Origin of the sequence: Aliirhizobium cellulosilyticum (assembly GCF_014198105.1) — a bacterium.
Taxonomy (GTDB): Bacteria; Pseudomonadota; Alphaproteobacteria; order Rhizobiales; family Rhizobiaceae; genus Neorhizobium; species Neorhizobium cellulosilyticum.
This window is the reverse complement of the sequence record NZ_JACIGW010000001.1, coordinates 772927-795780: the sequence shown is the minus strand read 5'-3', so window position 1 is coordinate 795780 and position 22854 is coordinate 772927. Positions and strand designations below refer to the sequence as shown.

General features: G+C 57.7%; 22 protein-coding genes and 1 tRNA gene. 17 read left to right on the top strand and 6 right to left on the bottom strand.

The window, feature by feature from the left end; all coding sequences use genetic code 11:
- Positions 1–164 precede the first annotated feature (164 nt).
- Positions 165–1754, top strand: a complete 1590-nt coding sequence (locus tag GGE33_RS03675; protein WP_183821280.1) for a trimethylamine methyltransferase family protein — start codon at positions 165–167, stop codon at positions 1752–1754.
- A 205-nt stretch (positions 1755–1959) separates the two neighbouring features.
- Entirely contained in the window at positions 1960–2307 is a 348-nt protein-coding gene (locus tag GGE33_RS03670; RefSeq protein ID WP_183821279.1) for a hypothetical protein, read from the top strand.
- A 72-nt stretch (positions 2308–2379) separates the two neighbouring features.
- On the opposite strand, the gene GGE33_RS03665 is transcribed toward GGE33_RS03670, so the two are convergent.
- Positions 2380–2670: a PepSY domain-containing protein gene (locus tag GGE33_RS03665; protein ID WP_183821278.1), complete on the bottom strand. Its 291-nt coding sequence runs from the start codon at positions 2668–2670 to the stop codon at positions 2380–2382.
- A 135-nt stretch (positions 2671–2805) separates the two neighbouring features.
- Here GGE33_RS03665 and GGE33_RS03660 point away from each other — a divergent pair, with 135 nt between their 5' ends.
- The 6 genes from GGE33_RS03660 (at position 2806) to GGE33_RS03635 (ending at position 9482) form a co-directional block, all read left to right on the top strand.
- Positions 2806–3126, top strand: a complete 321-nt coding sequence (locus tag GGE33_RS03660) for a PepSY domain-containing protein (RefSeq protein ID WP_183821277.1) — start codon at positions 2806–2808, stop codon at positions 3124–3126.
- 5 nt (positions 3127–3131) lie between these two features.
- Positions 3132–3791: a response regulator transcription factor gene (locus GGE33_RS03655; protein WP_183821276.1), complete on the top strand. Its 660-nt coding sequence runs from the start codon at positions 3132–3134 to the stop codon at positions 3789–3791.
- Positions 3788–5149, top strand: coding sequence for a sensor histidine kinase (locus tag GGE33_RS03650; protein WP_183821275.1), 1362 nt, complete (start codon positions 3788–3790; stop codon positions 5147–5149). The genes GGE33_RS03655 and GGE33_RS03650 overlap by 4 nt, the downstream gene beginning before the upstream one ends.
- Before the next feature lie 252 nt (positions 5150–5401).
- Complete coding sequence (locus GGE33_RS03645) at positions 5402–6736, top strand: solute carrier family 23 protein (protein WP_183821274.1); 1335 nt, start codon at positions 5402–5404, stop codon at positions 6734–6736.
- Between the two features lie 321 nt (positions 6737–7057).
- Positions 7058–8848: a DEAD/DEAH box helicase gene (locus GGE33_RS03640; protein ID WP_183821273.1), complete on the top strand. Its 1791-nt coding sequence runs from the start codon at positions 7058–7060 to the stop codon at positions 8846–8848.
- 118 nt (positions 8849–8966) lie between these two features.
- Entirely contained in the window at positions 8967–9482 is a 516-nt protein-coding gene (locus tag GGE33_RS03635) for a hypothetical protein (protein ID WP_183821272.1), read from the top strand.
- On the opposite strand, the gene GGE33_RS03630 is transcribed toward GGE33_RS03635, so the two are convergent.
- Positions 9454–10362 carry an EamA family transporter gene (locus GGE33_RS03630; RefSeq protein ID WP_183822324.1) on the bottom strand — a complete coding sequence of 303 codons (909 nt, stop codon included), beginning with the start codon at positions 10360–10362 and terminating at the stop codon, positions 9454–9456. The two genes, GGE33_RS03635 and GGE33_RS03630, sit on opposite strands and share 29 nt — an antisense overlap.
- Before the next feature lie 305 nt (positions 10363–10667).
- Between GGE33_RS03630 and GGE33_RS03625 the strand changes: the two genes are divergently transcribed.
- From GGE33_RS03625 to GGE33_RS03610, 4 genes are all read left to right on the top strand, one after another.
- Positions 10668–12077 carry a circularly permuted type 2 ATP-grasp protein gene (locus tag GGE33_RS03625; RefSeq protein ID WP_183685228.1) on the top strand — a complete coding sequence of 470 codons (1410 nt, stop codon included), beginning with the start codon at positions 10668–10670 and terminating at the stop codon, positions 12075–12077.
- Positions 12078–12089: 12 nt separating this feature from the next.
- Positions 12090–13034 carry an alpha-E domain-containing protein gene (locus GGE33_RS03620; RefSeq protein WP_183821271.1) on the top strand — a complete coding sequence of 315 codons (945 nt, stop codon included), beginning with the start codon at positions 12090–12092 and terminating at the stop codon, positions 13032–13034.
- Positions 13035–13066: 32 nt separating this feature from the next.
- Complete coding sequence (locus GGE33_RS03615) at positions 13067–13888, top strand: transglutaminase family protein (RefSeq protein WP_183821270.1); 822 nt, start codon at positions 13067–13069, stop codon at positions 13886–13888.
- A gap of 65 nt (positions 13889–13953) precedes the next feature.
- Positions 13954–14457 (top strand): hypothetical protein, encoded by a 504-nt coding sequence (locus tag GGE33_RS03610; RefSeq protein ID WP_183821269.1) that lies wholly within the window; start codon positions 13954–13956, stop codon positions 14455–14457.
- 17 nt (positions 14458–14474) lie between these two features.
- Here GGE33_RS03610 and GGE33_RS03605 read toward each other — a convergent pair whose 3' ends face one another.
- The gene (locus tag GGE33_RS03605) at positions 14475–14687 is read right to left on the bottom strand and encodes a DUF3329 domain-containing protein (RefSeq protein ID WP_148145743.1); all 213 of its coding nucleotides are present in this window, start codon (positions 14685–14687) and stop codon (positions 14475–14477) included.
- Between the two features lie 263 nt (positions 14688–14950).
- On the opposite strand from GGE33_RS03605, the gene GGE33_RS03600 reads away from it, so the two are divergent.
- The 4 genes from GGE33_RS03600 (at position 14951) to GGE33_RS03585 (ending at position 18200) form a co-directional block, all read left to right on the top strand.
- Positions 14951–15027: transfer RNA gene (locus GGE33_RS03600), tRNA-Arg, on the top strand.
- A gap of 205 nt (positions 15028–15232) precedes the next feature.
- On the top strand, positions 15233–16573 hold the full coding sequence (locus GGE33_RS27790; protein WP_183821268.1) for a tyrosine-type recombinase/integrase: 1341 nt from the start codon (positions 15233–15235) through the stop codon (positions 16571–16573).
- 102 nt (positions 16574–16675) lie between these two features.
- On the top strand, positions 16676–17122 hold the full coding sequence (locus GGE33_RS03590) for a DUF6641 family protein (RefSeq protein ID WP_183821267.1): 447 nt from the start codon (positions 16676–16678) through the stop codon (positions 17120–17122).
- A gap of 322 nt (positions 17123–17444) precedes the next feature.
- Entirely contained in the window at positions 17445–18200 is a 756-nt protein-coding gene (locus GGE33_RS03585; protein WP_183821266.1) for a DUF2958 domain-containing protein, read from the top strand.
- Here the strand turns inward: GGE33_RS03585 and GGE33_RS03580 are convergent.
- A complete protein-coding gene (locus tag GGE33_RS03580; protein WP_183833727.1) occupies positions 18179–19444 on the bottom strand; it encodes a hypothetical protein in 1266 nt (421 codons plus the stop codon). The two genes, GGE33_RS03585 and GGE33_RS03580, sit on opposite strands and share 22 nt — an antisense overlap.
- Positions 19445–19530: 86 nt before the next feature.
- On the opposite strand from GGE33_RS03580, the gene GGE33_RS03575 reads away from it, so the two are divergent.
- Positions 19531–19845: a DUF6626 family protein gene (locus tag GGE33_RS03575; protein WP_183821264.1), complete on the top strand. Its 315-nt coding sequence runs from the start codon at positions 19531–19533 to the stop codon at positions 19843–19845.
- Here GGE33_RS03575 and GGE33_RS03570 read toward each other — a convergent pair.
- Positions 19842–20147 carry a hypothetical protein gene (locus tag GGE33_RS03570; RefSeq protein ID WP_183821263.1) on the bottom strand — a complete coding sequence of 102 codons (306 nt, stop codon included), beginning with the start codon at positions 20145–20147 and terminating at the stop codon, positions 19842–19844. The two genes, GGE33_RS03575 and GGE33_RS03570, sit on opposite strands and share 4 nt — an antisense overlap.
- A gap of 116 nt (positions 20148–20263) precedes the next feature.
- Positions 20264–22759, bottom strand: a complete 2496-nt coding sequence (locus GGE33_RS03565) for a DNA polymerase (RefSeq protein ID WP_183821262.1) — start codon at positions 22757–22759, stop codon at positions 20264–20266.
- Positions 22760–22854: the final 95 nt, after the last annotated feature.

Here is a 22854-nt window from a genome sequence, read left to right as displayed (position 1 = left end):
TTTTTACCACAAGTCGATACCCGGATTTTCATGTAGCGATTGCAGAATTTTCGCCGGAGCGGCGTGATGTCCTGGAAGAGGCGGCACATCGTCGCAAATGGCGAGGGCAACCGTGAAGGGAATTTGACACAGTCTGCGAAAGGACCGCCGCAGATGGGATAGTCATGAGCGAGATTACGACGCCTTCTCCTGCTGAAGCAGATGCTGGCCCGACGAGCGGTGAAAGACGCCGCCGCAGCGGCGGCAGAGGTGGCGAACGCCTCCGCTCAGGCCTGAGCGGGACAAAATACCGCAACCTGGTCAACACGATAGACAAGACTAGTATCCTCTCGCCCGAAGCGATTGAAGACATTCACAGCGCCTCGCTGATTGTGCTTGAGGAAATCGGTATGGACATCATCCTGCCGGAAGCGCGTGAGCGGATGAAGATGGCGGGAGCAGATGTTACGCCCGGCTCCAACCGGGTGCGTTTCGACCGTGGCCTGATCGAGGAACTGATCGCATCCGCGCCGTCAAGCTTCACCATGCATGCCCGAAATCCGCAGCGGAATGTCAGCATCGGCGGCAATAACCTGGTCTTCGCGCAGGTCGCTTCCGCCCCTTTCGTTGCCGATCGCGAGGGTGGTCGCCGCGCCGGCAATCAGGAAGACTTTCGCAAGCTGATCAAACTCGCGCAGCATTACGACATCATCCACACGACCGGCGGTTATCCGGTCGAGCCGATCGACATTCATGCTTCGGTTCGTCACCTCGACTGCCTGTCCGATCTGGTGAAACTGACCGACAAGGTCTTTCATTGTTATTCGCTTGGCGCACAGCGCAATCTCGATGCACTTGAAATTGCCCGTATCGGAAGAGGCATATCGATGGAGCAGATGGCGACGGAGCCATCGCTTTTCACCGTCATCAACTCATCCTCCCCGCTCCGTCTCGACGGGCCGATGCTTCAAGGGATCATCGAAATGTCGTCGCGCGGCCAGGTCGTCATCATGACGCCGTTCACGCTGGCGGGCGCCATGGCGCCGGTAACGATCGCCGGCGCTCTGGTGCAGCAGAATGCCGAGGCGCTGGCTGGCATCGCCTTCACCCAGATGGTGCGAAAGGGCGCACCCGTCATGTATGGCGGCTTCACGTCCAATGTCGACATGAAGACCGGTGCACCCGCTTTCGGCACCCCGGAATATATGAAGGCGGTGATTGCCGGTGGGCAACTGGCCCACCGCTACGGCATTCCTTACCGGACCTCCAACACCAATGCCGCCAATACGCTCGATGCACAGGCGGCATACGAAAGCTCCATGTCGCTCTGGGCGCTGACGCAAGGGGGCGGCAACTTCGTGCTTCACTCCGCGGGCTGGACGGAAGGCGGACTGACGGCATCCTTCGAGAAATTAATTCTCGACGTCGACATGTTGCAGATGGTGGCGGAATTCCTGACGCCGCTCGACGTAAGCGCCGACGCCCTGGCGCTAGATGCGGTGCGCGATGTCGGCCCCGGCGGCCATTACTTCGGCACCCCGCATACACTCGCACGTTACGAAACAGCCTTCTATTCGCCTATCCTTTCAGATTGGCGCAATTTCGAAACGTGGACCGAGGCAGGCAGGCCGACCACCTATGACCATGCCAACCGGATCTACAAGGAAGCACTGACCAATTACCAGCAGCCGGCACTTGATCCCGCAATAGGAGAAGAACTCGATTCTTTCGTGACCAGGCGCAAGGCTGAAGGCGGTGTGACAACCGATTTCTGAACGCCTTCAAACCGGCGCAGCGTCGCCGCAATCTCGCCACAAAGCGAGACAGGGGTTGCGCGTCAACGGCAAAAATCAACCTCTGGATGATCGAGTGTGAACAGGCGTTCAGACTAAGTCCTGTTTCCTTCCATCAATCTGCCGAGATTGAGCACCATCTTATGAACGTGCCCTTGGAACGAACCAGAGGGAAAGGACCACGATCATGACGTTCATGAAGAAAACAGTTTCCGCGAGCCTCGTCGCCCTGTCCGTCGCAGGCGCACTTGCCGCGACCGCACCTGCCGCAGAAGCGCGCGACCGCCATCATCACGGCGACGACGTCCTGATCGGCGCCGCCGCAGGTCTTGCCGGCGGTCTTATCGGAGGCGCAATCATTTCCGGTTCGCAGCGACCGGTATATGTCGAGCCGCAATACGAATACGCACCGCCGCCGCCGCGGGTCGTTTACCGCCCTGCTTACTACGAGCCGGCCCCGCCGCCGCCGCGTTGCCATCTCGAATGGGTGGAAAACGAATATGGCGAAGCTTATCGCGCCCGCGTCTGCTATTAATATCTGAAGTCAGAGATGCTGAAGGCGGCGGTGAAAGAACCGCCGCCTTTTTCTTTTATCTATTCTACGCGATCAATCGTCGTCGCCGTCGATCCACACCTGTTCGCCGGATTGCGGGTGGAACTTGATTTCCATCTTGCGGCCATCCTTGTTGCGGGCCTCGACCTCATAGCAACCGTCATCGATATTGATATCGCGGATTTCCAGACCAAGCGGCGCGATCCTGTTGCGCAAATCCGCTTCGCTCATCCAGTCGGCGATCGGCACATTGCCGCAACGGCGACGATCATCGTCATCCGCATGGGCGACAGAGGCAAAGCCGACGGAAGAGAGAGCAACGGCGGCAAGGATAATGCTTTTCATGACGGGTTCCTTTCGAACTGATCCGGCCGAGGCATCCTTGCCTAACCGATGGTGAGACCTTACGAAATTAGCGCTGAGCGATAACTGACAGGCGATGTCAGCTAAATTTCAGCAAACCCGTGTTAGAAGAAGCGGATGTTGAAACGCCTCACTGCCCTCGCCCTTCTGTCTGCTCTGGTCTTTACGGCCCCGCCTTCGAAGGGCGATGACAACCATGATCTTGACCGCTTGCGCGATGCCGTGAACCGCGGTGAGGTCATGCCGCTTTCCGCCTTGCAGGAGGAAGTGCGGCGCGCGTTTCCGGGCGAGATCATCCGCGTCAAGCTGGATGAAGACGACGGGCGTTTCATCTACGAATTCAAGGTGCTGAGGAGTAATGGTCGACTTGTCGAAATCGAGATGGACGCCAGGGATGGCCGCGTTCTCGATGTCGATAATGACGATGACGACGATTGATTGCCATGCGTATCCTGCTTGTTGAAGACGACCCGTTGATCGCCCGCGACGTCACCCGCCATCTCGAACATGCCGGCTATCTGGTCGAGCATGAACGTGACGGCGAGAGCGGCTGGTTCCGCGGTGACGCAGAAGAATTCGCCGCCGTCATTCTCGATCTCGGCCTGCCCGAACTCGATGGCCTGTCGGTTCTCAAACGCTGGCGCGCCACTGAGCGGGAACTGCCCGTTCTCATCCTGACTGCCCGCGGCAACTGGGAAGAGCGCGTCGAGGGCATCGATGCCGGCGCCGACGATTACCTGGCAAAACCCTTCCAGATGCCCGAGCTTCTGGCCCGCCTGCGCGCCATCATCCGCCGCTCGCAGGGCAAAGCGGCTCCAGTGATGCAGGCAGGCAGGCTGAAGCTCGATCCGCGCGCAAAGAGTGCTTCGGTCGACGGCCTGCCCGTGGAACTGACGCCGCTCGAATATCGCTGCCTGCATTTTCTGATGGCCAATGCAGAGCGGCATGTCTCGCAGATGGAATTGACCGAGCAACTCTACGCACAGGATTTCGAGCGAGAGAGCAATTCGGTCGAGGTTCTCGTCGCCCGGCTGCGCAAGAAATTCGGCAGGGAAGTCATTGTCACCCGCCGCGGCTACGGCTACCGGATCGGCACCACATGAGCGAAGACATCAAGGCCGGGCGCCGTCCGCTCTCGATCCGCAACCGTTTTCTGATCGTCTCGCTGGTCACGGTCCCGGCGGCGCTTGCCTTGGCCTGCCTGTTTATGGTCTCGGTCTTTTCCGCCAATCTGGAACGCCGGCTCGATGCGGAACTGACCGGCCATATCAACAATCTCGCCGCCTCGCTGCGTTTTGCCGCCGATGGCACACCCGAACGCCCGGCCGGCTTCTTCGACAAGCGTTTCGAGGATGCCTATGGCGGGCTCTACTGGCAGATCGGCGACGACACCTCCCCTGCCCGCCTGCGTTCCCACTCGCTTTGGGATTATACGCTTACTTCACCTGCCGATCTGCCGAGCGACGGGCGGGTTCTTCGCTACGACATGGCCGGGCCGGACGGCGCGACGCTGACCGCCCAGCAGCGCCAGATCATGGTGCCGACGCCCGCAGGCCTGAAGACCCTGCAGATCATCGTCGCGGCAGATCGCAAACCCTTGCAGGAAGCCGGTTATCGCTTCGCCTTCGACATCCTGCCCTATCTCGCAGGCCTCGCACTTTTCCTGATCGGCGCGTCGCTGATCCAGGTCGTCTTCGGCCTGAAGCCGCTGGCAGCACTGACCACCGGCCTCGACCGTATCCGCGAACGACGCGGCGGCCGGCTGGAAGGCGTTTTGCCGAAGGAATTCGAGCCCGTCGAAACATCGGTCAACCGCCTCCTCGACGCCCAGGCTCAGGCAATCGCCAAGGCCCGCGCCCGCGCCGGCGATCTGGCACATGGGCTGAAAACACCGCTGACGGTGCTCTCCAACGACGCACTGACGCTGCGCCAGAAGGGCGAGACCGGGATGGCCGACGAGATCGACCGGCTGGTGGCGCTGATGCGCGCCCATGTCGAGGCGGAACTGGCAAGAAGCCGCATCGTCGCCAATGCCGAACTGCGCCAATCCGATGCCGACATGGAAAAGATCACCGACCAGATCGTCCGCACGCTGAAACGAACGCCGGAAGGTGAAGCGCTGACATGGAATGTCGAGATCGGCGAGCCGGCAGACGTTCCTCTCGATCCGCATGACCTTCGCGAGATGATCGGTAATATCGTCGAAAACGCCGTCAAATGGGCCGCAGGCGAAGTGACTATCACCTGGAAAAACCGCCGACTGACCGTAGCCGACGACGGTCCCGGCGTCGATCCCGAAAAGATCCGCAGCATGACCGAACGCGGCGTACGCCTCGACGAACAGGTGCCGGGAACAGGTCTCGGCCTCTCCATCGTCAAGGAAATCTGCACCGTCTACGGATTGACCCTGTCGATCGAAAACCGGCGGCAAGCCGGGTTACAGGTCACCATCGCCTTTTGAACTGCGACAGGATTTCCGCCTTCAAAGGCATCAGCGCTGTGGGAAACCACTTGCCCGCCGATGACATCGGCCAATGATAGCGTTAACGAGGCTTTTTGCGAGCCGGCACGATCCATCGAAGCAACAGCGGCGATCCCGTGCCCGCGCGACAGGCAAAATTCATTCCCGCCTTATGAGACTATAAATCGAAAAAGCACGGCACCGGAAACGTGTCGGGTCGCTTGGCGGGACGCAACAGGGATAGGGCGAGACATGAGCGAGACGGGTGGGTATTTTCCGCGTTGGCGGCTGAAGACGGAAGGGCGCATCCTGCCCGACGAACGTCTGCCGGCTGGGCCGACGGTGGTGCTGGGCTTCCAGCATGTGGTGGCGATGTTCGGCTCGACCGTGCTTGCCCCGATGATCATGGGTTTCGATCCGAACGTATCGATCCTGTTTTCCGGCCTTTCGACACTCATCTTCTTCATCGCCGTCGGTGGCCGCGTGCCGAGCTATCTCGGGTCCTCCTTCGCCTTCATCGGCCCGGTTCTGGTTGCAACTGCGGCCGCAGCCGGCGCGCCTAACCCGAATATCGCCTTGGCGCTGGGCGGCATCATCGCAGCCGGTGCGCTTTACGCCCTGATCGGTATCATCGTCATGATGGCCGGCCACCGTTGGATCGAGCGTCTGATGCCACCGGTCCTGACCGGCGCGATCGTCGCCGCAATCGGCCTCGTGCTCGCACCGATCGCGATCGCTAGCGCATCCGGCACCGGTGCGACGGCGCCCGACGGCAGCCAGCTGTCGCGCTGGGTAGCGATTGCTACCGTCGCGGCTGTCGGCCTCGTCGCCGTCTACGCTCCCGGCATGACCCGCCGCCTACCGATCCTTCTCGGCGGCGCTTTCGCCTATATCCTCTATCTCGTGCTGGCCAACGGAATGGGTTATGGCACGCCGATCGACTTCTCCGGCGTCTCTGCCGCCGCATGGTTCGGTTTGCCGACCTTCACCGCACCGGTCTTCTCGGCCTCCGCGATCACCCTGATCGCCCCGGTCGTCGTCATCCTGGTTGCCGAAAACCTCGGGCATATCAAGGCGATCGGCGCCATGACCGGCCGCAATCTCGACCCCTATCTCGGCCGCGCCTTCATCGGTGACGGTGTCGCAACGATCTTCTCCGGTTTCTTCGGCGGCACCGGCATGACGACCTACGCCGAAAACATGGGCGTCATGGCGGTCACCCGCATCTTTTCGACGCTGGTCTTCCTCGTCGCCGCCTTCGTCGCCATCCTGCTCGGCTTCTCGCCGAAGTTCGGCGCGCTGATCCAGACCATTCCGGGGCCTGTTCTCGGCGGTCTGTCGATCGTCGTTTTCGGCCTAATCGCCGCCACTGCCGGCCGTATCTGGGTGGAAAACAAGGTCGACTTTTCCGAGCCGCGCAACCTGATTACCGTCGGTGTGGCGCTGGTTCTCGGCGCCGGCAACTTCAAGCTCGATGTCGCGGGCTTCACGCTCGACGGCATCGGCACCGCTACGATCGGCGCGATCGTGCTCTATCACGCGCTTGGCCTGACCAAGGCTGCAAACAAGCCGGATCAACAGGCCTGACGAGACTAAAGCGCAGGCCGCATGGCTGGCCTGCGCTTCGCATTTGCGAAATATCCTTGACTTTTCTCGGCAAATCCACCAAATGCCGCTCATGCTTTCACCTTCCGGCTGCCGCGTGAGTTGGCCCTGCGACAACAAAGATCGCAAAGAAGGAACAAGGCGCACAGATAGATCGCCCTGACACTCAGGGTTCAAGCGCTGGGAAGCAATTTCCAACACACAAGTTCCCAAATCACGCGGGGTTCTTGACGCCAGAAACAGCCCACATGGCATGGTGCCATGCAGGCATGTCGTTTTCTGGCGCCCCGAAAGGTATTCGCTTTGACGAATTTTGAATCTCTTGGTGTCTCCAAGCAGATCGTCGCCACGCTGACCGCGCTTGGCATTGAAACCCCGACGCCGATCCAGGCGCAGGCTATCCCTCTTCTTCTTGAAGGCCGCGACCTGATCGGCCTTGCCCAGACAGGCACCGGCAAAACAGCCGCTTTCGGCCTGCCGCTGATCGAGCGCCTGCTTGCCGATGGCACGCGTCCCGACAACCGCACGACCCGTTCGCTGATCCTTGCGCCGACGCGCGAACTGGTAAACCAGATCGCCGCCAGCCTGAAGTCCTTCGCCAAGGGCCGTCCGCTGAAGATCAATCTCGTCGTCGGCGGCGTTTCGATCAACAAGCAGCAGCTGCAGCTGGAAAAAGGCACCGACATTCTGGTTGCCACGCCCGGCCGCCTGCTCGATCTCGTCGCCCGCCGCGCCATCGGCCTGACGACCGTTCGCTTCCTCGTTCTCGACGAAGCCGACCAGATGCTCGACCTGGGCTTCGTGCATGACCTGCGCAAGATCTCCAAGATGGTGCCGAAGAAGCGCCAGACCATGCTTTTCTCGGCGACCATGCCGAAGGCGATCGCCGATCTCGCTGCCGACTTCCTCACCGATCCGGTCAAGGTCGAAGTCACGCCTCCGGGCAAGGCTGCCGACAAGGTCGAACAGTATGTCCATTTCGTCGCCGGCAAGGGCGACAAGACGGAAATTCTGCGCAAGTCGCTGCTCGAAAATCCGGATGGCCGCTCGATCGTCTTCATGCGCACCAAGCACACTGCCGAGAAGCTGATGAAGCATCTCGACAATATCGGCTTCTCTGTCGCCTCCATCCACGGCAACAAGAGCCAGGGCCAGCGCGAGCGGGCACTGAAGGGTTTCCGTGACGGCGAGATCAAGACACTGATCGCCACCGACGTTGCCGCCCGCGGCATCGACATTCCGGCCGTCAGCCACGTCTATAACTACGACCTGCCGGAAGTGCCGGATGCCTATGTTCACCGCATCGGTCGTACGGCACGTGCGGGCCGTGACGGCATCGCGATCGCGTTCTGCGCCCCGGATGAAACGCTGCTCCTGCGCGACATCGAAAAGCTGATGGGCATCGAGATCAAGTCCGCATCCGGCGAGCGCCCGGAAGCGCTCAACCGTCCCGTTCGCGGCAACGGCAACAACAACAGCCGCGGCGGCAACAAGGCCCGCAGTGGAAACGCTCGCGGCAACGCTGGTGGCAACGGCGAAGGCGGCAAGTCCAAGCGCCGCGAGCGCCCGGCCCGCAAGCCGTTCTTCGCGGAAGGCGCAGAAGGTGCTTCGGAAGAGCGCGCAGAGCGCCAGGAACATCGTGGTGGCTCCAACAATCGTCCGCAGCGCGACAACCGCGGCAACGAAGAGTTTCGTGGCCAGCGCCGCAACGAGGAGGCTCCGCGCTCCGAAGGCGACAACGATCTGGTAGCGACCTCGGACTTCCGTCCGAACCGTGGCGAGCAGCAGAAGCGCGGCGGCGGCCAGAACCGTGGTCACCAGGGCCAGGGCCAGCGTCAGCCGAACAATGGCGGCAATCGTGACCGCGCCGCCCACGGCGCCCACGAAGCCGGCAAACAGCGCCAGCAGCATCAGGCAGGTGCGACCGATGGTGCGCAGGCTCCGGCAAAGACCGGTGGCCAGAACCGCCATACCCCGCAGAAGACCAGCCAGGGCGAAGGTCGCGGCCCCGTCCGCTTCGGCAATCCCGGCCCTGCTCGTGGCGACGAACAGCGCGGCGGCGGTTTTCAAGGCCGCAAGCGCCGTCCGGCGTAAGCTGCAAATCTAAAATACAAATAAGCATTGAAGCCGCCTCGGGTCTTGCCTCAGGCGGCTTTACTTTGATCATAGAGCCTCCTAGGTGAGCATAAGGACCACAACCAAAGGGGCGAAATTGATAAGATACAACCTATCAGACAAAGATATCCTGAGCGCCCACCGCCTCTGGCGACGAACAAAATGGGGCAATCGAGTTTACTTGATATCCTGCCTGATTTTGATCGTCCTTATCAGCGCTTACGCTGAGCTGATGTATGATGACCTCAACATGCAGATGCTGATGAGAATTGTCCGCGTTCCTCTGAGCATTGCCCTTTTGAGCTTGGCGGCTGGTTTCATCGCCTCACGGGCGGCATTGCGCAATTTCAAGGCTCGGTTTCAAGCAAACAAGCCTATAGAACTTAGTTGGAACAACGACACCATTACCTTCGAACAAGGCGTTTCACTTTGGCGCGTTCCCCTGCAGGATTTCAGATCTTGGGCAATGAACGACAGTATCCTTCTGATCTTGCGGAGAGGAGCAATTTGGGACCCTATCCCCCTACGCGCTTTAACTCACGATCGACAAGCAGACCTGCTCGACACGTTTACCAAAGCTGGCATTACCCGCGCCAAGTTGTTTCCTTTTTGAAATTGGCGGCCTTCCGGTTCACCAGATACACCCCCGTAACCACGATCGCCGTGCCAACCACCACCGGCAAGGTCAGCGGTTCGCCGAACAGGATCGCGGCCTCGATAGCCACCATGGGCGGCATCAGATAGATCAGCGATGCCGCGCGCGAGACCTGTCCGTGCCGAATGAGCCGAAGCAGCAGGAACACCGCCCCCATCGAAATGCCGATCACCGACCATGCCATCGACGCGATCGCCTGCCATGTCCAGTCGAAACGCATGTCCTCTGTCAGAAGGGCGATCGGCAGGGTGACGATCAAGGCGCCGACGAACTGCAGCGTCGCCGTCGCCATCAGGTCTGCCTGCTGCAGATGCTGCTTCTGATAGATGGTTCCGTAGGTCACCGATGTCATGGCGACGAGATTGATGATCAGTGGAATGCCGAGCCCCGTCAGCCCGGCAGCAAGGCTGGCCAGAAGCTGCGGTGAAATCGCGATCAGTATGCCGGCAAAGCCGAGCCCGAGGCCGATGCGCTGGCGAGAAGAAAGCCGTTCGCCAAGCAGGAAGGTGGCTGCCAATGCAGTCAACAACGGTTGCAGCCCGGCGATGATGCCGGACAGGCCCGACGGCACCCCCTGCCCGATCGCATACCAGACACCGGCAAGATAAAGCCCGTGCAGAAACACGCCGGAGAGAATGGCCTTGCCGAATCCCACCCCGCTCTTGGGCCACTTTGCCCCGATCAGCAGACAGAGGCCGGCAAAGGCACACGCCGCGAGAGCATGGCGCACGGCGAGAAAGGTGATCGGGTCGGCATGCATGGCCGCATATTTCGCAACGATCCAGCCCGTGGACCATAGAAAGGCAAATATCGCCGGCGCGAGGCGGTCAAGCATGATTGGCTTCCGTCAAAGAGGTTAGTTCCCATAGGCGGACAATATTTCCCGGTCAAAGCAGAAAATCTGACGGCAATCGTCAATGACGTTGATCATCCCGTGAGCACTTGGCGCTTTAACGGGCAACACATTGATTGGACGAATGTTAGCAAATCTTGACCTATCGGTTTCAGCTCTGGGCGGCAGCCTCAAATACCCTATTTCCTAAGCGCCAAGTGGAGTTTCGATTTTATCTTCGGCAACTGCGCATGGTTCTTGCATTGCCCTCTGCGTTGTATTCTTATGGCCAAAAAAAGGGGAACGCTTCTTTGGCATTTGATGAAATGTTAACTGCGGAGAACCTTCCGCGCCCACCATATAAAGACTACCACGAGTGGTACGCGGCGCAGGACACCGCACATCTGATCCGCAAGACTCAGGATGCGGAAAACATTTTTCGCAAGACCGGCATCACCTTCGCAGTCTACGGCCACGCGGACAGTTCAGAAAAACTCATCCCCTTCGACATCATTCCCCGCATCATCTCCGCTCGCGAATGGCGCAAGCTGGCCCAGGGCATCGAGCAGCGGGTTCTGGCGCTCAACGCCTTTCTCGACGACATCTACCACAAGCAGGAGATCATCAAGGCAGGCCGCATCCCGCGCGAACTGATCGAGAAGAACGTCGCCTTCCTGCCCGAGATGATCGGCTTCAAGCCACCGGGTGGCGTTTATACCCATATCGTCGGCACCGACATCGTGCGCACCGGCGAAGACCAGTTCTACGTTCTGGAAGACAATGCACGCACGCCCTCCGGTGTCTCCTACATGCTGGAGAACCGCGAGACGATGATGCAGATGTTCCCCGAACTGTTCACCTTGAACAAGGTGCAGCGGGTCGAGGATTATCCGCGCCTGCTTCGCCAGTCGCTCGCGGCTGTCGCCCCTCCCGGCTGCAAGGGCAAGCCGCGCGTTGCCGTGCTCACTCCCGGCATCTACAATTCCGCCTACTACGAACACTCCTTCCTCGCCGACCAGATGGGCGTCGAACTGGTGGAGGGTTCGGATCTGCGCGTGCTCGACGGCAAGGTGCAGATGCGCACCACCCGCGGTTACGAGGCGATCGACGTTCTTTATCGCCGTGTCGACGACGATTTCCTCGACCCTCTCACCTTCCGCCCGGATTCGGCGCTGGGCATTCCCGGCATCATGGATGTCTACCGCGCCGGCAATGTCACGATCGCCAATGCACCGGGAACCGGCATCTGCGACGACAAGGCGATCTATTCCTACATGCCGGAAATCGTCGAATTCTACACGGGTCGCAAGGCGCTTCTTGAAAACGTGCCGACCTGGCGCTGTTCCGAGCCGGCCAGCCTCAAATACGTGCTGGAAAATATCGCGGACCTAGTGATCAAGGAAGTTCACGGGTCAGGCGGATACGGCATGCTGGTGGGGCCGACGGCGACAAAAAAGGAACGCTCCGACTTTGCCGAAAAGCTCAGCGCACGCCCGTCCAACTACATCGCCCAGCCGACGCTGGCTCTGTCCACCGTGCCGATCTTCGTCAACAAGGGCATCGCCCCGCGCCACGTCGATCTGCGGCCCTATGTTCTGGTTTCCGACAAGGTGAAGATCATTCCGGGCGGTCTCACCCGCGTGGCGATCAAGCAAGGCTCGCTGGTGGTCAATTCCAGCCAGGGCGGCGGCACCAAGGACACCTGGGTTCTGGAAGATTGAGGGCGTAGAAGAATGCTGGGAAGAACTGCAAACGGCCTCTACTGGATGTTCCGTTACATCGAGCGCGCCGAAAACATCGCCCGTCTCGTCGATGCCGGCCTGCGCGTATCGCTGACCCGCGCCGGCTCCTCGGATGAGGACTGGCACGGCGTGCTCGAAAGTGCGGGGGTGCGCGAGGCCTATTCCGAGGTCCACGACAAGATGACGGCCGCCGATGCGGTCGATTATCTGCTGCGCGACCGTACCAACCTGTCGAGCGTCATGTCCTGCATCGAGGCGGGCCGCAACAACGCCCGCATGGTAAGAACTGCCCTGACGCGCGAGACCTGGGAAGCGACCAACGAGGCGTGGATCGACCTCAAGGCCCGCATGTCGCGCAAGCCCAAGGCTGCCGACCTGCCCGAGCTGATCGGCGTCATAAAACATCGCTGCGGTCTCATCCGCGGCGCATTTCACGGCTCGATGCTCAGAAACGAAATCTACAATTTCGCCCGCATCGGCACATTCATCGAACGGGCCGACAACACCGCCCGCATTCTCGACGTCAAATATTACGTGCTCCTGCCCTCTGTCAGTCAGGTCGGTTCGGCGCTCGACAATTTCCAGTGGGAATCGATCCTACGATCTGTCTCGGCCCATCGCTCCTACGGCTGGGTCTATGACGGCGAATACCAGGCCTCAAACATCGCCGATATGCTGATCCTGCAGGTGCAGATGCCGCGCTCGCTTGCCTATTGTTACGAGAAGATCGTCAGCAACCTGCATTACCTGTCGGAAGATTACGGCGGCGAGCGGCTGACGGCGCATGACACGGCCGATGCGATCCGGACCATGCTCAAGCGCGGCTCAGTCACCGAGATCATGGACCAGGGCCTGCACGAATTCCTCGAAGACTTCGTCTACCGCAACAACCAGCTCAGCGCCGAGATTTCCGACGGCTACCGCTTTTATCAGTAATCAGCCCAACCGCTCGACCCGAAGGACCACCCATGCGGCTGAAGATTTCGCATACGACAGAATATCTCTATGACGAACCCGTTCCCTATCTGCTGCAGCGCCTGCGGCTGACCCCGATCAGCGGGCCGACGCAAAAGGTGCTGAACTGGAGTGTGAAGGTCGACGGCGCCAAGATCGAGACGGGGTATTTCGACCAATACGGCAATCATGTCGATCTTGTTTCGGTGGAGGGCGCGGAACATGTGATCCGCATCACCGCCACAGGCGAGGTCGATACGCTCGACAAGGCGGGCGTCTTCGGCGCCCATCTCGGCTGCACCCCGCTCTGGCTTTACCTGCGCGACACCGGCCGCACCAAGCCCGGCAAGCCGGTCAAGGATCTGGCGAAAAACGTGAAAGGCGACAGCGAACTGGCGCAGATGCATGCGCTGATGGACGCAATCCACGAGGCGGTCGCCTACAATCCCGGCACCACCACGACCGAAACGACGGCCGAAGAGGCGCTGGCGGCAAAGACCGGCGTCTGCCAGGACCACGCCCATATCTTCATTTCAGCCGCGAGGTTTTCCGGCATTCCGGCCCGTTATGTTTCAGGTTATCTTTTGATGGAGGATAGGCCGGAACAAGTGGCAACCCATGCGTGGGCGGAAGCCCATGTCCCAGGCCTCGGCTGGGTTGGCTTCGATGCCGCCAACAATGTCTGCCCTGATGACCGTTATGTCCGCATCGCGTCGGGCCTCTGCTACCGAGACTGCGCTCCGGTTTCCGGCATGCGGATCGGACCGGCCGGGGAAAACCTCACGGTAAGCCTGACGGTCAAACCGAGCCAGGAACAAAGCCAGACGCAGTCCTGAATGGACGAACGCAAGCCCGGCGCCATGTCCGCCTGCCAGAATGAGATTTCTGGACCGGAGGGTGCATGCTGTTAGGGCAGTCTATATTCCAGTCGGTCCTGACCCGGCTGAAGGAAGAACAGCGAGACGAAGAGGATACGGTACCCGATACGGCGGATTTCCGCATTCGCGGTCTTGGCGCCGGTTTTCTGACGCCCGATGGTCGCCCGGAATCTGCAAAAGCAGATGCGGGTAGCTATTTCGACTATCTTGCCGATTGGCCCGCAAGCGAGCCTGACCGCGTGACACTGAACTCAGGCGCGGCGACGGATGAAGAGGCTGCGCCACCGCCGGAAAAACCCGTTATGCCAGCGCATCTCAATCGCCTGACGGAAGCGGAAATTGCCGAGGACCTGGCAATTTCCTCACTGGATAATGAGGCATCGCTCAACGAAAAACGCCGGAAATTTGCCAAGCTCAATCATCCGGATCGGATAGATGCGGAATTTCGCGACAATGCTACGATCAGGATGAAAACCGCCAATCTTTTGATCGATCAGGCCCTAAACGCTCTTTACTGGCGCAAGTAAACGGCTTTTGCGGAGGGTCAATCCTCTGGCCGCTCCCTCGGCTTCACATCCTGTGAGGCCTTCCGGTCAAAGAACAGCTTGTAGGTGGCAAACAAGCCGACGATGGCGACGATCCCGGCCCATACCGCCTCGCCGGCATAAAGCTCGATTCCGACCCAGACGAAACATACGGCCGGGATAAGCACTCGGCGCCAGAGCGCATCATAAAATGGATGGTTAGGATCGATCATATAAATTGCCTCCTCCGACCGGACACACTCGGCTTTCACGGGGTATCCGGGTTGACAGGGAAAAATGCAAGATCACTGGCAGACAAACTCTCTTCACAGGCACGATTCCTGCTCACGTTTCCCGTCAATATTCACATTCCGCATCGACGCTCACCTCAGCATCGATTTTTCCGTCATCCATGGCGCGATTGGCATTGAAGCCTTTGCCGAGCTAGGCTAAGAACCACCCATCGGACACTGACGAGTCATCGTCATCACGGTTAGCACCCGTAGCTCAGCTGGATAGAGTGTTGGATTCCGATTCCAAAGGTCGCAGGTTCGAATCCTGCCGGGTGCGCCAAAAACTCATTGAAATCATTGATTTTTATTTTTATTCTTGATCTCTAAAGGATCGGAATTACGCTAGCACAGCGTTAGCACAACGCTTACCGTCTTCTGAAAAATCTCTTTGTTTTCAATGCCGCAGCGACGCGGTGGAGGCTCCCCGTTAGCACAGTGTTAGCGCACGGCACCTACCGTAGTAACGCCATTGGAGACCATGTTTCGTGTCGCAGCGCGTCGATCAGCCTTTCCGGCAAGAAAGCTCGGGGAAGTCCAAAGAACCTTTCGTCCTTTTCAAGCGCGATGGCACGAACTGGTCGATGCGGTACACGATGGATGGGCGTCAGATTCGCAAATCACTCGGCACACCGCATGAACGCGAAGCGTATCGCCTTGCGAATGAAATCTGGCATGAACAAAACTATCGGCTCAAGAACGGTCTCAGCGTCTTGCAGCATGCATTTGCTGATGTTGCGGAGGAATTCATAAAGCTGATCGAACGCGAGGCGGAACGCAAAGAACGCAGCGCGGATCACGTCACATATTGGGTGCCCAAAATTCGACGTTTCCTCGTCGGATATTTTGGCACCAAGCCGATAGACAAAATAACACCACCGGATATCGAGCGGTATCTGGAGTGGAGAAAGACCTACTGGACTTCAGGCCCTGGCTCGGAGATCGAAAAGATCCGTTGCGAGCGAGATGACGGCCGCGTCTTCAGCCGACCTGCGCCTCGCAAGGTCGCATCTCCCAGCACGATCAAAGGGGAAATGGTAATCATTCGCAGCTTGCTTCAGCAGGCGGTGAGATGGGGATACAGCCAACCGATCGCTGTTCCTGCGCCTCAGGTTCACAAGCGTATCGATAATAGACGCCCTGGCTTTACGGCTGAAGAATACGAAAAGCTTCTGACAGCAGCAATTGCCCGAATTTCGGATCTTCAACCGAAGACGAAGAGTATCAAGGCGAAAGACGGCCGCTCTTGGACCATGAACGTCCCGCCGAAAAACATCATGGCGGACCGCATCAGGCTGTGGTGCTACATCGAAATCATGGCGCATTCGGGCATGCGACCAACGGAAGCCAAAAACTTAACATGGGCCAACATCGTCGGTTTCAAGGAAACCCGCGATGGCCCGATCAAAGACAAGGATGTGCGCCTCCACGTCCGCGGCAAGGGCAAGCACGGCACATCTGTTCCATTGCTCGGCGTTATTCCGGCACTAGACATGCTCTGGCGCCTATTCGAAGGCGAGAGGGAGCGTGCACCGAATGACGACGATGCGGTGTTTTCCGATTCATCCGGCCAGCCAATCGGCTCGTTCAAGAAGAGCTTCAATGAGCTGCTAAAGGCCACGGGCTTGGAATATGATTACCGTGGGGTCCGTCGTACTCCGTATTCGTTACGCCACTTTTACATCTCGCAAATGTTGATCAAAGGCACTTCCATCTACGATGTGGCGCTGAACACGCGAACATCTCTTGAGATGATTGAAAAGCATTATGCGCATGTGGCGACGGAGCATATCAAAGACCGACTACGGCCGGGACAGTCGGAATGGTAGAGCAGCGTCCAGACAGTCACTGATCAGGACCAAATCTCTGGTCGCCCTTTTGGCAGACGGCTGTATTCGGGAAGTACGATCAACTTCTCGAAAGGATTCAGCATGTCTCATCTCAAGGCGCTCAAGTTGACCCAGGCTGTACCGGTTCGGGCATCTGCGGATCCGGTTCAGCGCGCGCGGGACAAAATGATCTCGGCGTTGGCTGAACAAAAGCAGATGGCCGAGGCCAAGATTTCCGACCAGCCATTCGCGCCGACGCATGTCGTGCGCCGCAAGAATGCCGAAGGGCAGCGAGTCGAAATCGAAACGCTGAAGCGTATCCGCCAGGGCTGGTTCTCAGATGGATCGGGCAAGGTGTTCTTCGCGGTTCGATACGCCGGCAAGTCGATCGATCTCGCGAGGGACAAGAACGCCATCGAGGTTGGCGAGCTGTCGGCGCTGCCAGCGGTTCTCAATACGCTGATCGACGCGGTCCGCGCTGGTGAGCTTGATACGCAGCTGTTGGCGGCGGCTGCAGAGCGTGGCCAGTTGCTGCGCAAAGCCAGTTGATCCCGGTTTACTACATGTCTAGCACTTTCGGAGCGGGTCTTGTGCCCGCTTTTTTCCTGTCGAGTCGGCCCGGTTTCCGGACAAGGATCATATCTATGATCCTTGTCCGAACCCCCTCGGGTCACAGGGCAGTCAAAGACGCCCGTCTTGTCCCGGACGCTACATTGCAGTGCGCAACTGCTTTGCCGCGTTCCATGACACCCTGCTGGGCGCCGTTGACGCTGTGTCGTTCGATTGGCTCGCCCTCGACAACAACTGCTGCAATCTCCGGCTCGCTCTTATACCGGAATGGCGCTTGGATTGCCCAAAGGGGCTTTGACGCATGAACCTCAACTATACCGACGCCAGTATTTTCCGAGACATGTCCGATCTGGCGCTACTGCTGGCTAGCGATTTACATATTGGCCACACCTCTATTCTCCGGTTGAAATCGAAGCGTCCTTTCTGGGTCAAATATTTCTCCGATGGGCGGCTCCACGAGCGGCACTTTCGAAGCGTCTTATCGTGGCGAGCCTTGATGTTGGCGGTTATCGAGCAACGTCAGCAATTCCTCGTTCTGCAAATGGATGAACGGAGACGGCTGGGCCGAATGTTTCCGCCTGAGGTCATGGAAAAGCTTGCGACAAATGCCAAGGTGCGCGGTGATATGTTGCCGGTCGTCCAGCTTTACCATCCCGATAGCCTGGCAACCGTGATCATCACGCGGAGTCGATGTCGGGGTCATGCGGTCGATGCCCTGCATAATCTCAGCAGCATCGGACCGGTCTTCGAGCCGATCTGGATTGCCGATCTTATGCGACTGAATTCGATGATCGGTCTGCGTCTCGTCAGGGATAGTCGTTTCAAAACCGAAGCCCCGATCCGCACTTATCTCGCGGCGGCCAGTAAAGCCGGGCGAATTATCACCGGACCGGAACTGCAGAAATCCGACGACGGCGCTATAACGGAGAAACTACAGCAGCCTAAAGCGATCCCCGTCGTGGAAAGGATCTTTGAAGTGGAATGCCGCGAGAGGCCATTGTTTCGGCAGATGGGTGGCCGGACCATCTATGATGATTACGAAATGCCAGTGGAATGACAAGAGTGTTGATCCCGCACGGATGGGAGGCAGTCACAAATCCAGTTGGTATCTAGTAAGTGTTTATTATTCCTACTCCTACCGTCAACATCAGCTCCCTTGTATCCGCCACCCCTTAAACGATCAGTCTTCGTTCTTTCACGGATATCTAGACCGATGGAATATTTCTTTGAGCTTAAACCATCGACATCGATGTCATCGGACATAGTCTGACCATAACTGATTTCATCAGTGATATCCGTGACCGCTGGCATAGCTGAGACCGATGGCTGTGCCGTGGTGGATATGGCACGAGCGCTTGCCGGGTTCCGGATCTTTTTCCGACCAAGAAAGAAGCGAAGCGACCGGAAGCCGGCCATGTCATCGCCTTTTAACCACTCGCCATAGGCACTAATATCGCTGTCTTTCCACCAGTACCTCACTCCAGGGATATGGTCTTCGTGTTGAATGAAGGAAAAAGCATCGCCGCCTTTGTAGCCCGTTTCGACACGAAACTTCAGCGAGTAACGGATGACATTTTGCAGGTTATGTTCGACGCGGCGACCAGTTGAAAATGCACGGATGTCAACCTGATACGGCGCGGAATGTCCTTCAGCGCGGAGGGCTGCAGCAATATCAATCAACGGGATACCGCCGGTCTCGATGATCGTATGAAGGTGTGGTCGCCAGATCGTGGTGTCGGCGTCACCGATCACGAACAAAGGATAGCCCAGTGCATTCAAGGCGAGCTTGGTGTTGCGACCAGCACTATCGTAATCGCCGTCGCTCATCCGATCCATTTCCCACCAGCCTTTCATCTGGAAATCATTCCAGCGGGCATCCTTGCGGCGTTGACGGGCAACAAAGTTTACGAGGCGGCGTTTTTCGGACTCAATAAGTCGGCGGACGTTTTGAAGGCGAGCTGTGGGCGACAACAGGATCGTGGCGAACGCAAGGTTCTCGTTTGCCACCCCTGCAAAGGTCTCTCTTATGGCCTGTCGAGTCTGGTTGCGGCGTTCTCTCATAAAGCAGCGCGGACAGAGCGGTACGCCGCAAAACCTCGTGTTATTCCAATCGTCGATTTCCCCGCACGCAAGCATCCGTAATTTGAGGGGGTGGCCAATGCCGAAGCACTCCATCACCCTGGTCTGCTGCTCAGTCATGTTTGGCGATAGCCAGGGAAAGTTTCGAAGCTCCCGCCGGGTGAAACACCCCTCGCGGATCATTGCCGCACGTAATTCATCAATGCAGGTCGTGGTCATCATATTCTCCCTCTCTCCACCTGCTATTTATGTAGTAGGTTACGGCACATGACGAGGAAATAAATAATATTTTCAGTAGGATGCACCCGATGAACGTGAAGGAAATTTACGATAAGATCCACCAGCTGGGCCTTGTCGGATCACAGGTCGAGTTCTCACGCGTATGGCTTGGACGCAGCGATCGATATTATTCAAATCTCATCGCGGTGCGCAGGCAGCCAAGTGTCGAGACGCTCTGTGGGATTGCCTGGCGAATCGAGACGATTGCCGTGCATGCCGGTGACGAGCGTCGTAAGCACTTACTGGCGATTAAGGCTGAATTGAATCGGATGATCGTTCACCGTGCAACTTTTAGACGCAAAGAGCGAGCTGCAATGGTTGGCGGGTGTCTCGTGACTTTTTAATCAGGCATTTCCAATCGGGCGATTACGACGTTTTCACCACGATCCCAAGCTTGAAGTAGGGATTTCAGCATCGGGATGCGCTTTTCCAATCTGTCCCGCTCCAGCAAACGATGGCGGATCGCAGCATCCCATAGGCGCTCGTATTCAGCATTTGTGATTTCCCCCCGGTAAAGCTTTGCCTCAACCGTATCCATATTTTGCTTAATGTCGGTCTCGATATTGAAAAGCTCTATTTCGGATTGAATGTACTCTCTAAGAACGGTTAGCGCAGCTTTGTCGTTCAATTCTTCTATGTCTGACATTTTACTAAACCTTACTTCTGGTTCGCAGAAACAAAGACCGTAAACGGCCTCGAGTCATACCTGGTTGAAAATATTTTAATATTTTCAACCAGGTATGAATTCATGATCGATCGCAATCATAGATTCAGGGCGGCACGAGCAGCCTCCAAATGGTCTGGTAAAACCATTTCCTCTAATCTTACGGATGGAAATACTTGGGCTATCGCTCTCAGTAATGGGATTGTGTCGTCATCAACATAGATCGTCTCCGGTGCCAATTTGTGGGAGGCTCTTTTTGCGTTCTTCAAATCTGTAACCGTTATGTCGAAGCCGAAATCTTTGAAGATCGCGGCGACCTCCCGATAGCTCATACCGTCGAGAGAAAGACCCCAGCGATCATTGACTAAGGCACGCAGGAATTGCCGCGTCAGGTGGCCAAGCGAGCCATCGCTGCGTAGCGTTATACCCTTTTGAGGCTGTCCGCCGGAGTAATAGAAATCCCATGCTTGGAAATCAGACAGCGTTTTCAGAATGCGGTCATGGCCGCGTGACCATCCGCGAAACCGAACGGCGGCATCGACTGCATCATCGGCAGTTTGCCAAGGTTCGGTTTCGAACGCCAGGTGCTGGCCACCGACGAATTCGATTTCTGTCGGTCGTACGGGCTTGCGCTTAAAATCATATTCAAGATTGAGACGGGTCTCGCGTTTGAGGGCAACAAGATCCGACTCGGTTCGCCACATCTCCTGCAAACCGATCAGTGAAACACTCGAATGCTTCTGGCCAGGATATCGGTTCAGGAAGAGATCCAGCATGTAGGCATTGTGAAATTCCTTCGATACGTCGGGTTTCACGCCAGCTTTAGCTAAAACCGAAGCATGGCCATCGATCCCTTCGATCGTCACTTGGCCTCGCGTTTTCATGGAAATGAGCTGCGCGATCCGGTGCTTTTCCTCAAGAAGCCTGTCAGTTCCAAACACCGAACGGCGGATTCCCAAAAAGGACTGGCAAAGGGGACCATCGGTCGGAATATCATCAGGCCCCGCATCGGATAGAAAGCCATCCGTGGTCACACTGATCACCGAGCGATCCGCTGGGATAGAATGAAGGATTTCGCCAAGAACTGCCCGCACATAACCCGTCACGTAAGCGGCATGCCAACCGGAGGTCACTGCAGACACCGGCATCGAGTCCATACGACCCTTGCGCGGCTCAAAAACGCGCTTCTGGTGAACGCCTTGCGCGAGTTTGCCATAGAGACTGTTTCCGACCTCTTTGAACAACAACTCTTTCAGGGAGCCCTTCTCGACCGACGCACGCCGTTGTTGAATGAGCTTGGTGAAGTTCGCGAAGATCAATTCGTCGCTGGAGACAGGTATGATCACCCCATCGAGGACTTCGATCTCAGCGCCCATGTTTTGGGCGACAATGATCTCCGGCGCGGTGCAAATACTGACGCCTTGAAGCGGGAAATAGAGATTTTCATTTGCACGGACCGGCAGACACGGAAATCTAGTCGGCGCAGGAAACTTGAAACGAACCCGGGCAGCACCGATGGTCTCAACCGTAAAATCGTCGATGTTGTGGGTATTTTCGTATCGATCGAAATTCAATGGTCGCAGCAGACACATCGCGGTCGTATAGGCTGCCGGCAGATCATAGTCCCGAAAAACACCTTTGGGCGTTGGCCCGAAATAAAAAGCTTCGCCACGCCCGCCATGATAGGCCAAGGCTGCAAACTCGTCATGAATTTGCCGCCTGAAGACAGGGGCTTTCGTCCGAACCGTGCGGAAACTGCTCGTTTTCTCGGAGTAGACCGTCTTCTTTTCGATCTGGACACCCAATGCTGAGTCGAGATCAATGCCGTCACGCTTGGCGTCTTCCCTCAGAAGCGGAATCCCAAAACCTGCCAAGGTCGACGGCAGATGTCTTAGGCCCAACTCATCCGCAAGAGCGTTCAGTTGCAGGCCGTATTCAAGAGCAACTTCGGCATCACGCATCGCGTAAGCGACGAACGCCTCCTTATCATTAGCTAGGAGTACGTCCATGCGATCGATGCTGTATCCTTCCGGGATTTCCAGCTTCGGCAAGCCGACCATTTTTCCGGCAACAGCAAGACCCTGACGGCCAGGCGTCAACAACATGGTGTCGACGAAGCGAAGCAAAACACGATGCTGTTTTTCACCACTGCCGTAGATGATAATATCGCTCCCAGATGCTCGACGGGACGATCCAGGGCTGTCATCGGGGAATGTTTCCAGGGTCTTTGCCGTGAATGTGCGCCCAATCCCATCGAACGATCGCTTGGCGGGCCAGAAATCCTTGAAGCTCGGAAGATCGGCACGAAGGAAATGCCCGAAGATCACAATCCGGTCGGGATAGCTCGGAATCACTTTTTCTTTCAAAGCTTTGGTAATCGACCGCTTGAGTAACGACGACATTGTAAGTCGATGAGCGCGACGGGCGCCAGCAGGAAAAACGATGAGGGAGGAACGACGATCGGCATGGGCGAGGACAATCTGGTAGCTCAGAATGACGTTCTGCGGTCGTCCGGTATCGGGATCAACCATCGTAACCCATTCGGAGTCGAGGCCGGCGTAAACGGTGAATGGCGGTATTTTGGCTTGGGTCATCAGAGCGGGCTGGTGTAGAGCCGGAACGCTGCCCCAACGGGACTTTTACACCGGCGCAAGAAATCGAACGAACTCTTAGGGTTAGAACGGGAAAA

Excerpts from the sequence above, each read along its gene's own strand:
- GGE33_RS03605 (WP_148145743.1), bottom strand. The coding sequence starts at position 14,687 with ATGATCGATCCTAACCATCCATTTTATGATGCGCTCTGGCGCCGAGTG.
- GGE33_RS03575 (WP_183821264.1), top strand. The coding sequence starts at position 19,531 with ATGAACGTGAAGGAAATTTACGATAAGATCCACCAGCTGGGCCTTGTC.
- GGE33_RS03570 (WP_183821263.1), bottom strand. The coding sequence starts at position 20,147 with ATGTCAGACATAGAAGAATTGAACGACAAAGCTGCGCTAACCGTTCTT.
- GGE33_RS03580 (WP_183833727.1), bottom strand. The coding sequence starts at position 19,444 with ATGATGACCACGACCTGCATTGATGAATTACGTGCGGCAATGATCCGC.
- GGE33_RS03620 (WP_183821271.1), top strand. The coding sequence starts at position 12,090 with ATGCTGGGAAGAACTGCAAACGGCCTCTACTGGATGTTCCGTTACATC.
- GGE33_RS03565 (WP_183821262.1), bottom strand. The coding sequence starts at position 22,759 with ATGACCCAAGCCAAAATACCGCCATTCACCGTTTACGCCGGCCTCGAC.
- GGE33_RS03585 (WP_183821266.1), top strand. The coding sequence starts at position 17,445 with ATGAACCTCAACTATACCGACGCCAGTATTTTCCGAGACATGTCCGAT.
- GGE33_RS03645 (WP_183821274.1), top strand. The coding sequence starts at position 5,402 with ATGAGCGAGACGGGTGGGTATTTTCCGCGTTGGCGGCTGAAGACGGAA.
- GGE33_RS03660 (WP_183821277.1), top strand. The coding sequence starts at position 2,806 with ATGTTGAAACGCCTCACTGCCCTCGCCCTTCTGTCTGCTCTGGTCTTT.
- GGE33_RS03590 (WP_183821267.1), top strand. The coding sequence starts at position 16,676 with ATGTCTCATCTCAAGGCGCTCAAGTTGACCCAGGCTGTACCGGTTCGG.
- GGE33_RS03615 (WP_183821270.1), top strand. The coding sequence starts at position 13,067 with ATGCGGCTGAAGATTTCGCATACGACAGAATATCTCTATGACGAACCC.
- GGE33_RS03655 (WP_183821276.1), top strand. The coding sequence starts at position 3,132 with ATGCGTATCCTGCTTGTTGAAGACGACCCGTTGATCGCCCGCGACGTC.
- GGE33_RS03670 (WP_183821279.1), top strand. The coding sequence starts at position 1,960 with ATGACGTTCATGAAGAAAACAGTTTCCGCGAGCCTCGTCGCCCTGTCC.
- GGE33_RS03665 (WP_183821278.1), bottom strand. The coding sequence starts at position 2,670 with ATGAAAAGCATTATCCTTGCCGCCGTTGCTCTCTCTTCCGTCGGCTTT.
- GGE33_RS03650 (WP_183821275.1), top strand. The coding sequence starts at position 3,788 with ATGAGCGAAGACATCAAGGCCGGGCGCCGTCCGCTCTCGATCCGCAAC.
- GGE33_RS03675 (WP_183821280.1), top strand. The coding sequence starts at position 165 with ATGAGCGAGATTACGACGCCTTCTCCTGCTGAAGCAGATGCTGGCCCG.
- GGE33_RS03610 (WP_183821269.1), top strand. The coding sequence starts at position 13,954 with ATGCTGTTAGGGCAGTCTATATTCCAGTCGGTCCTGACCCGGCTGAAG.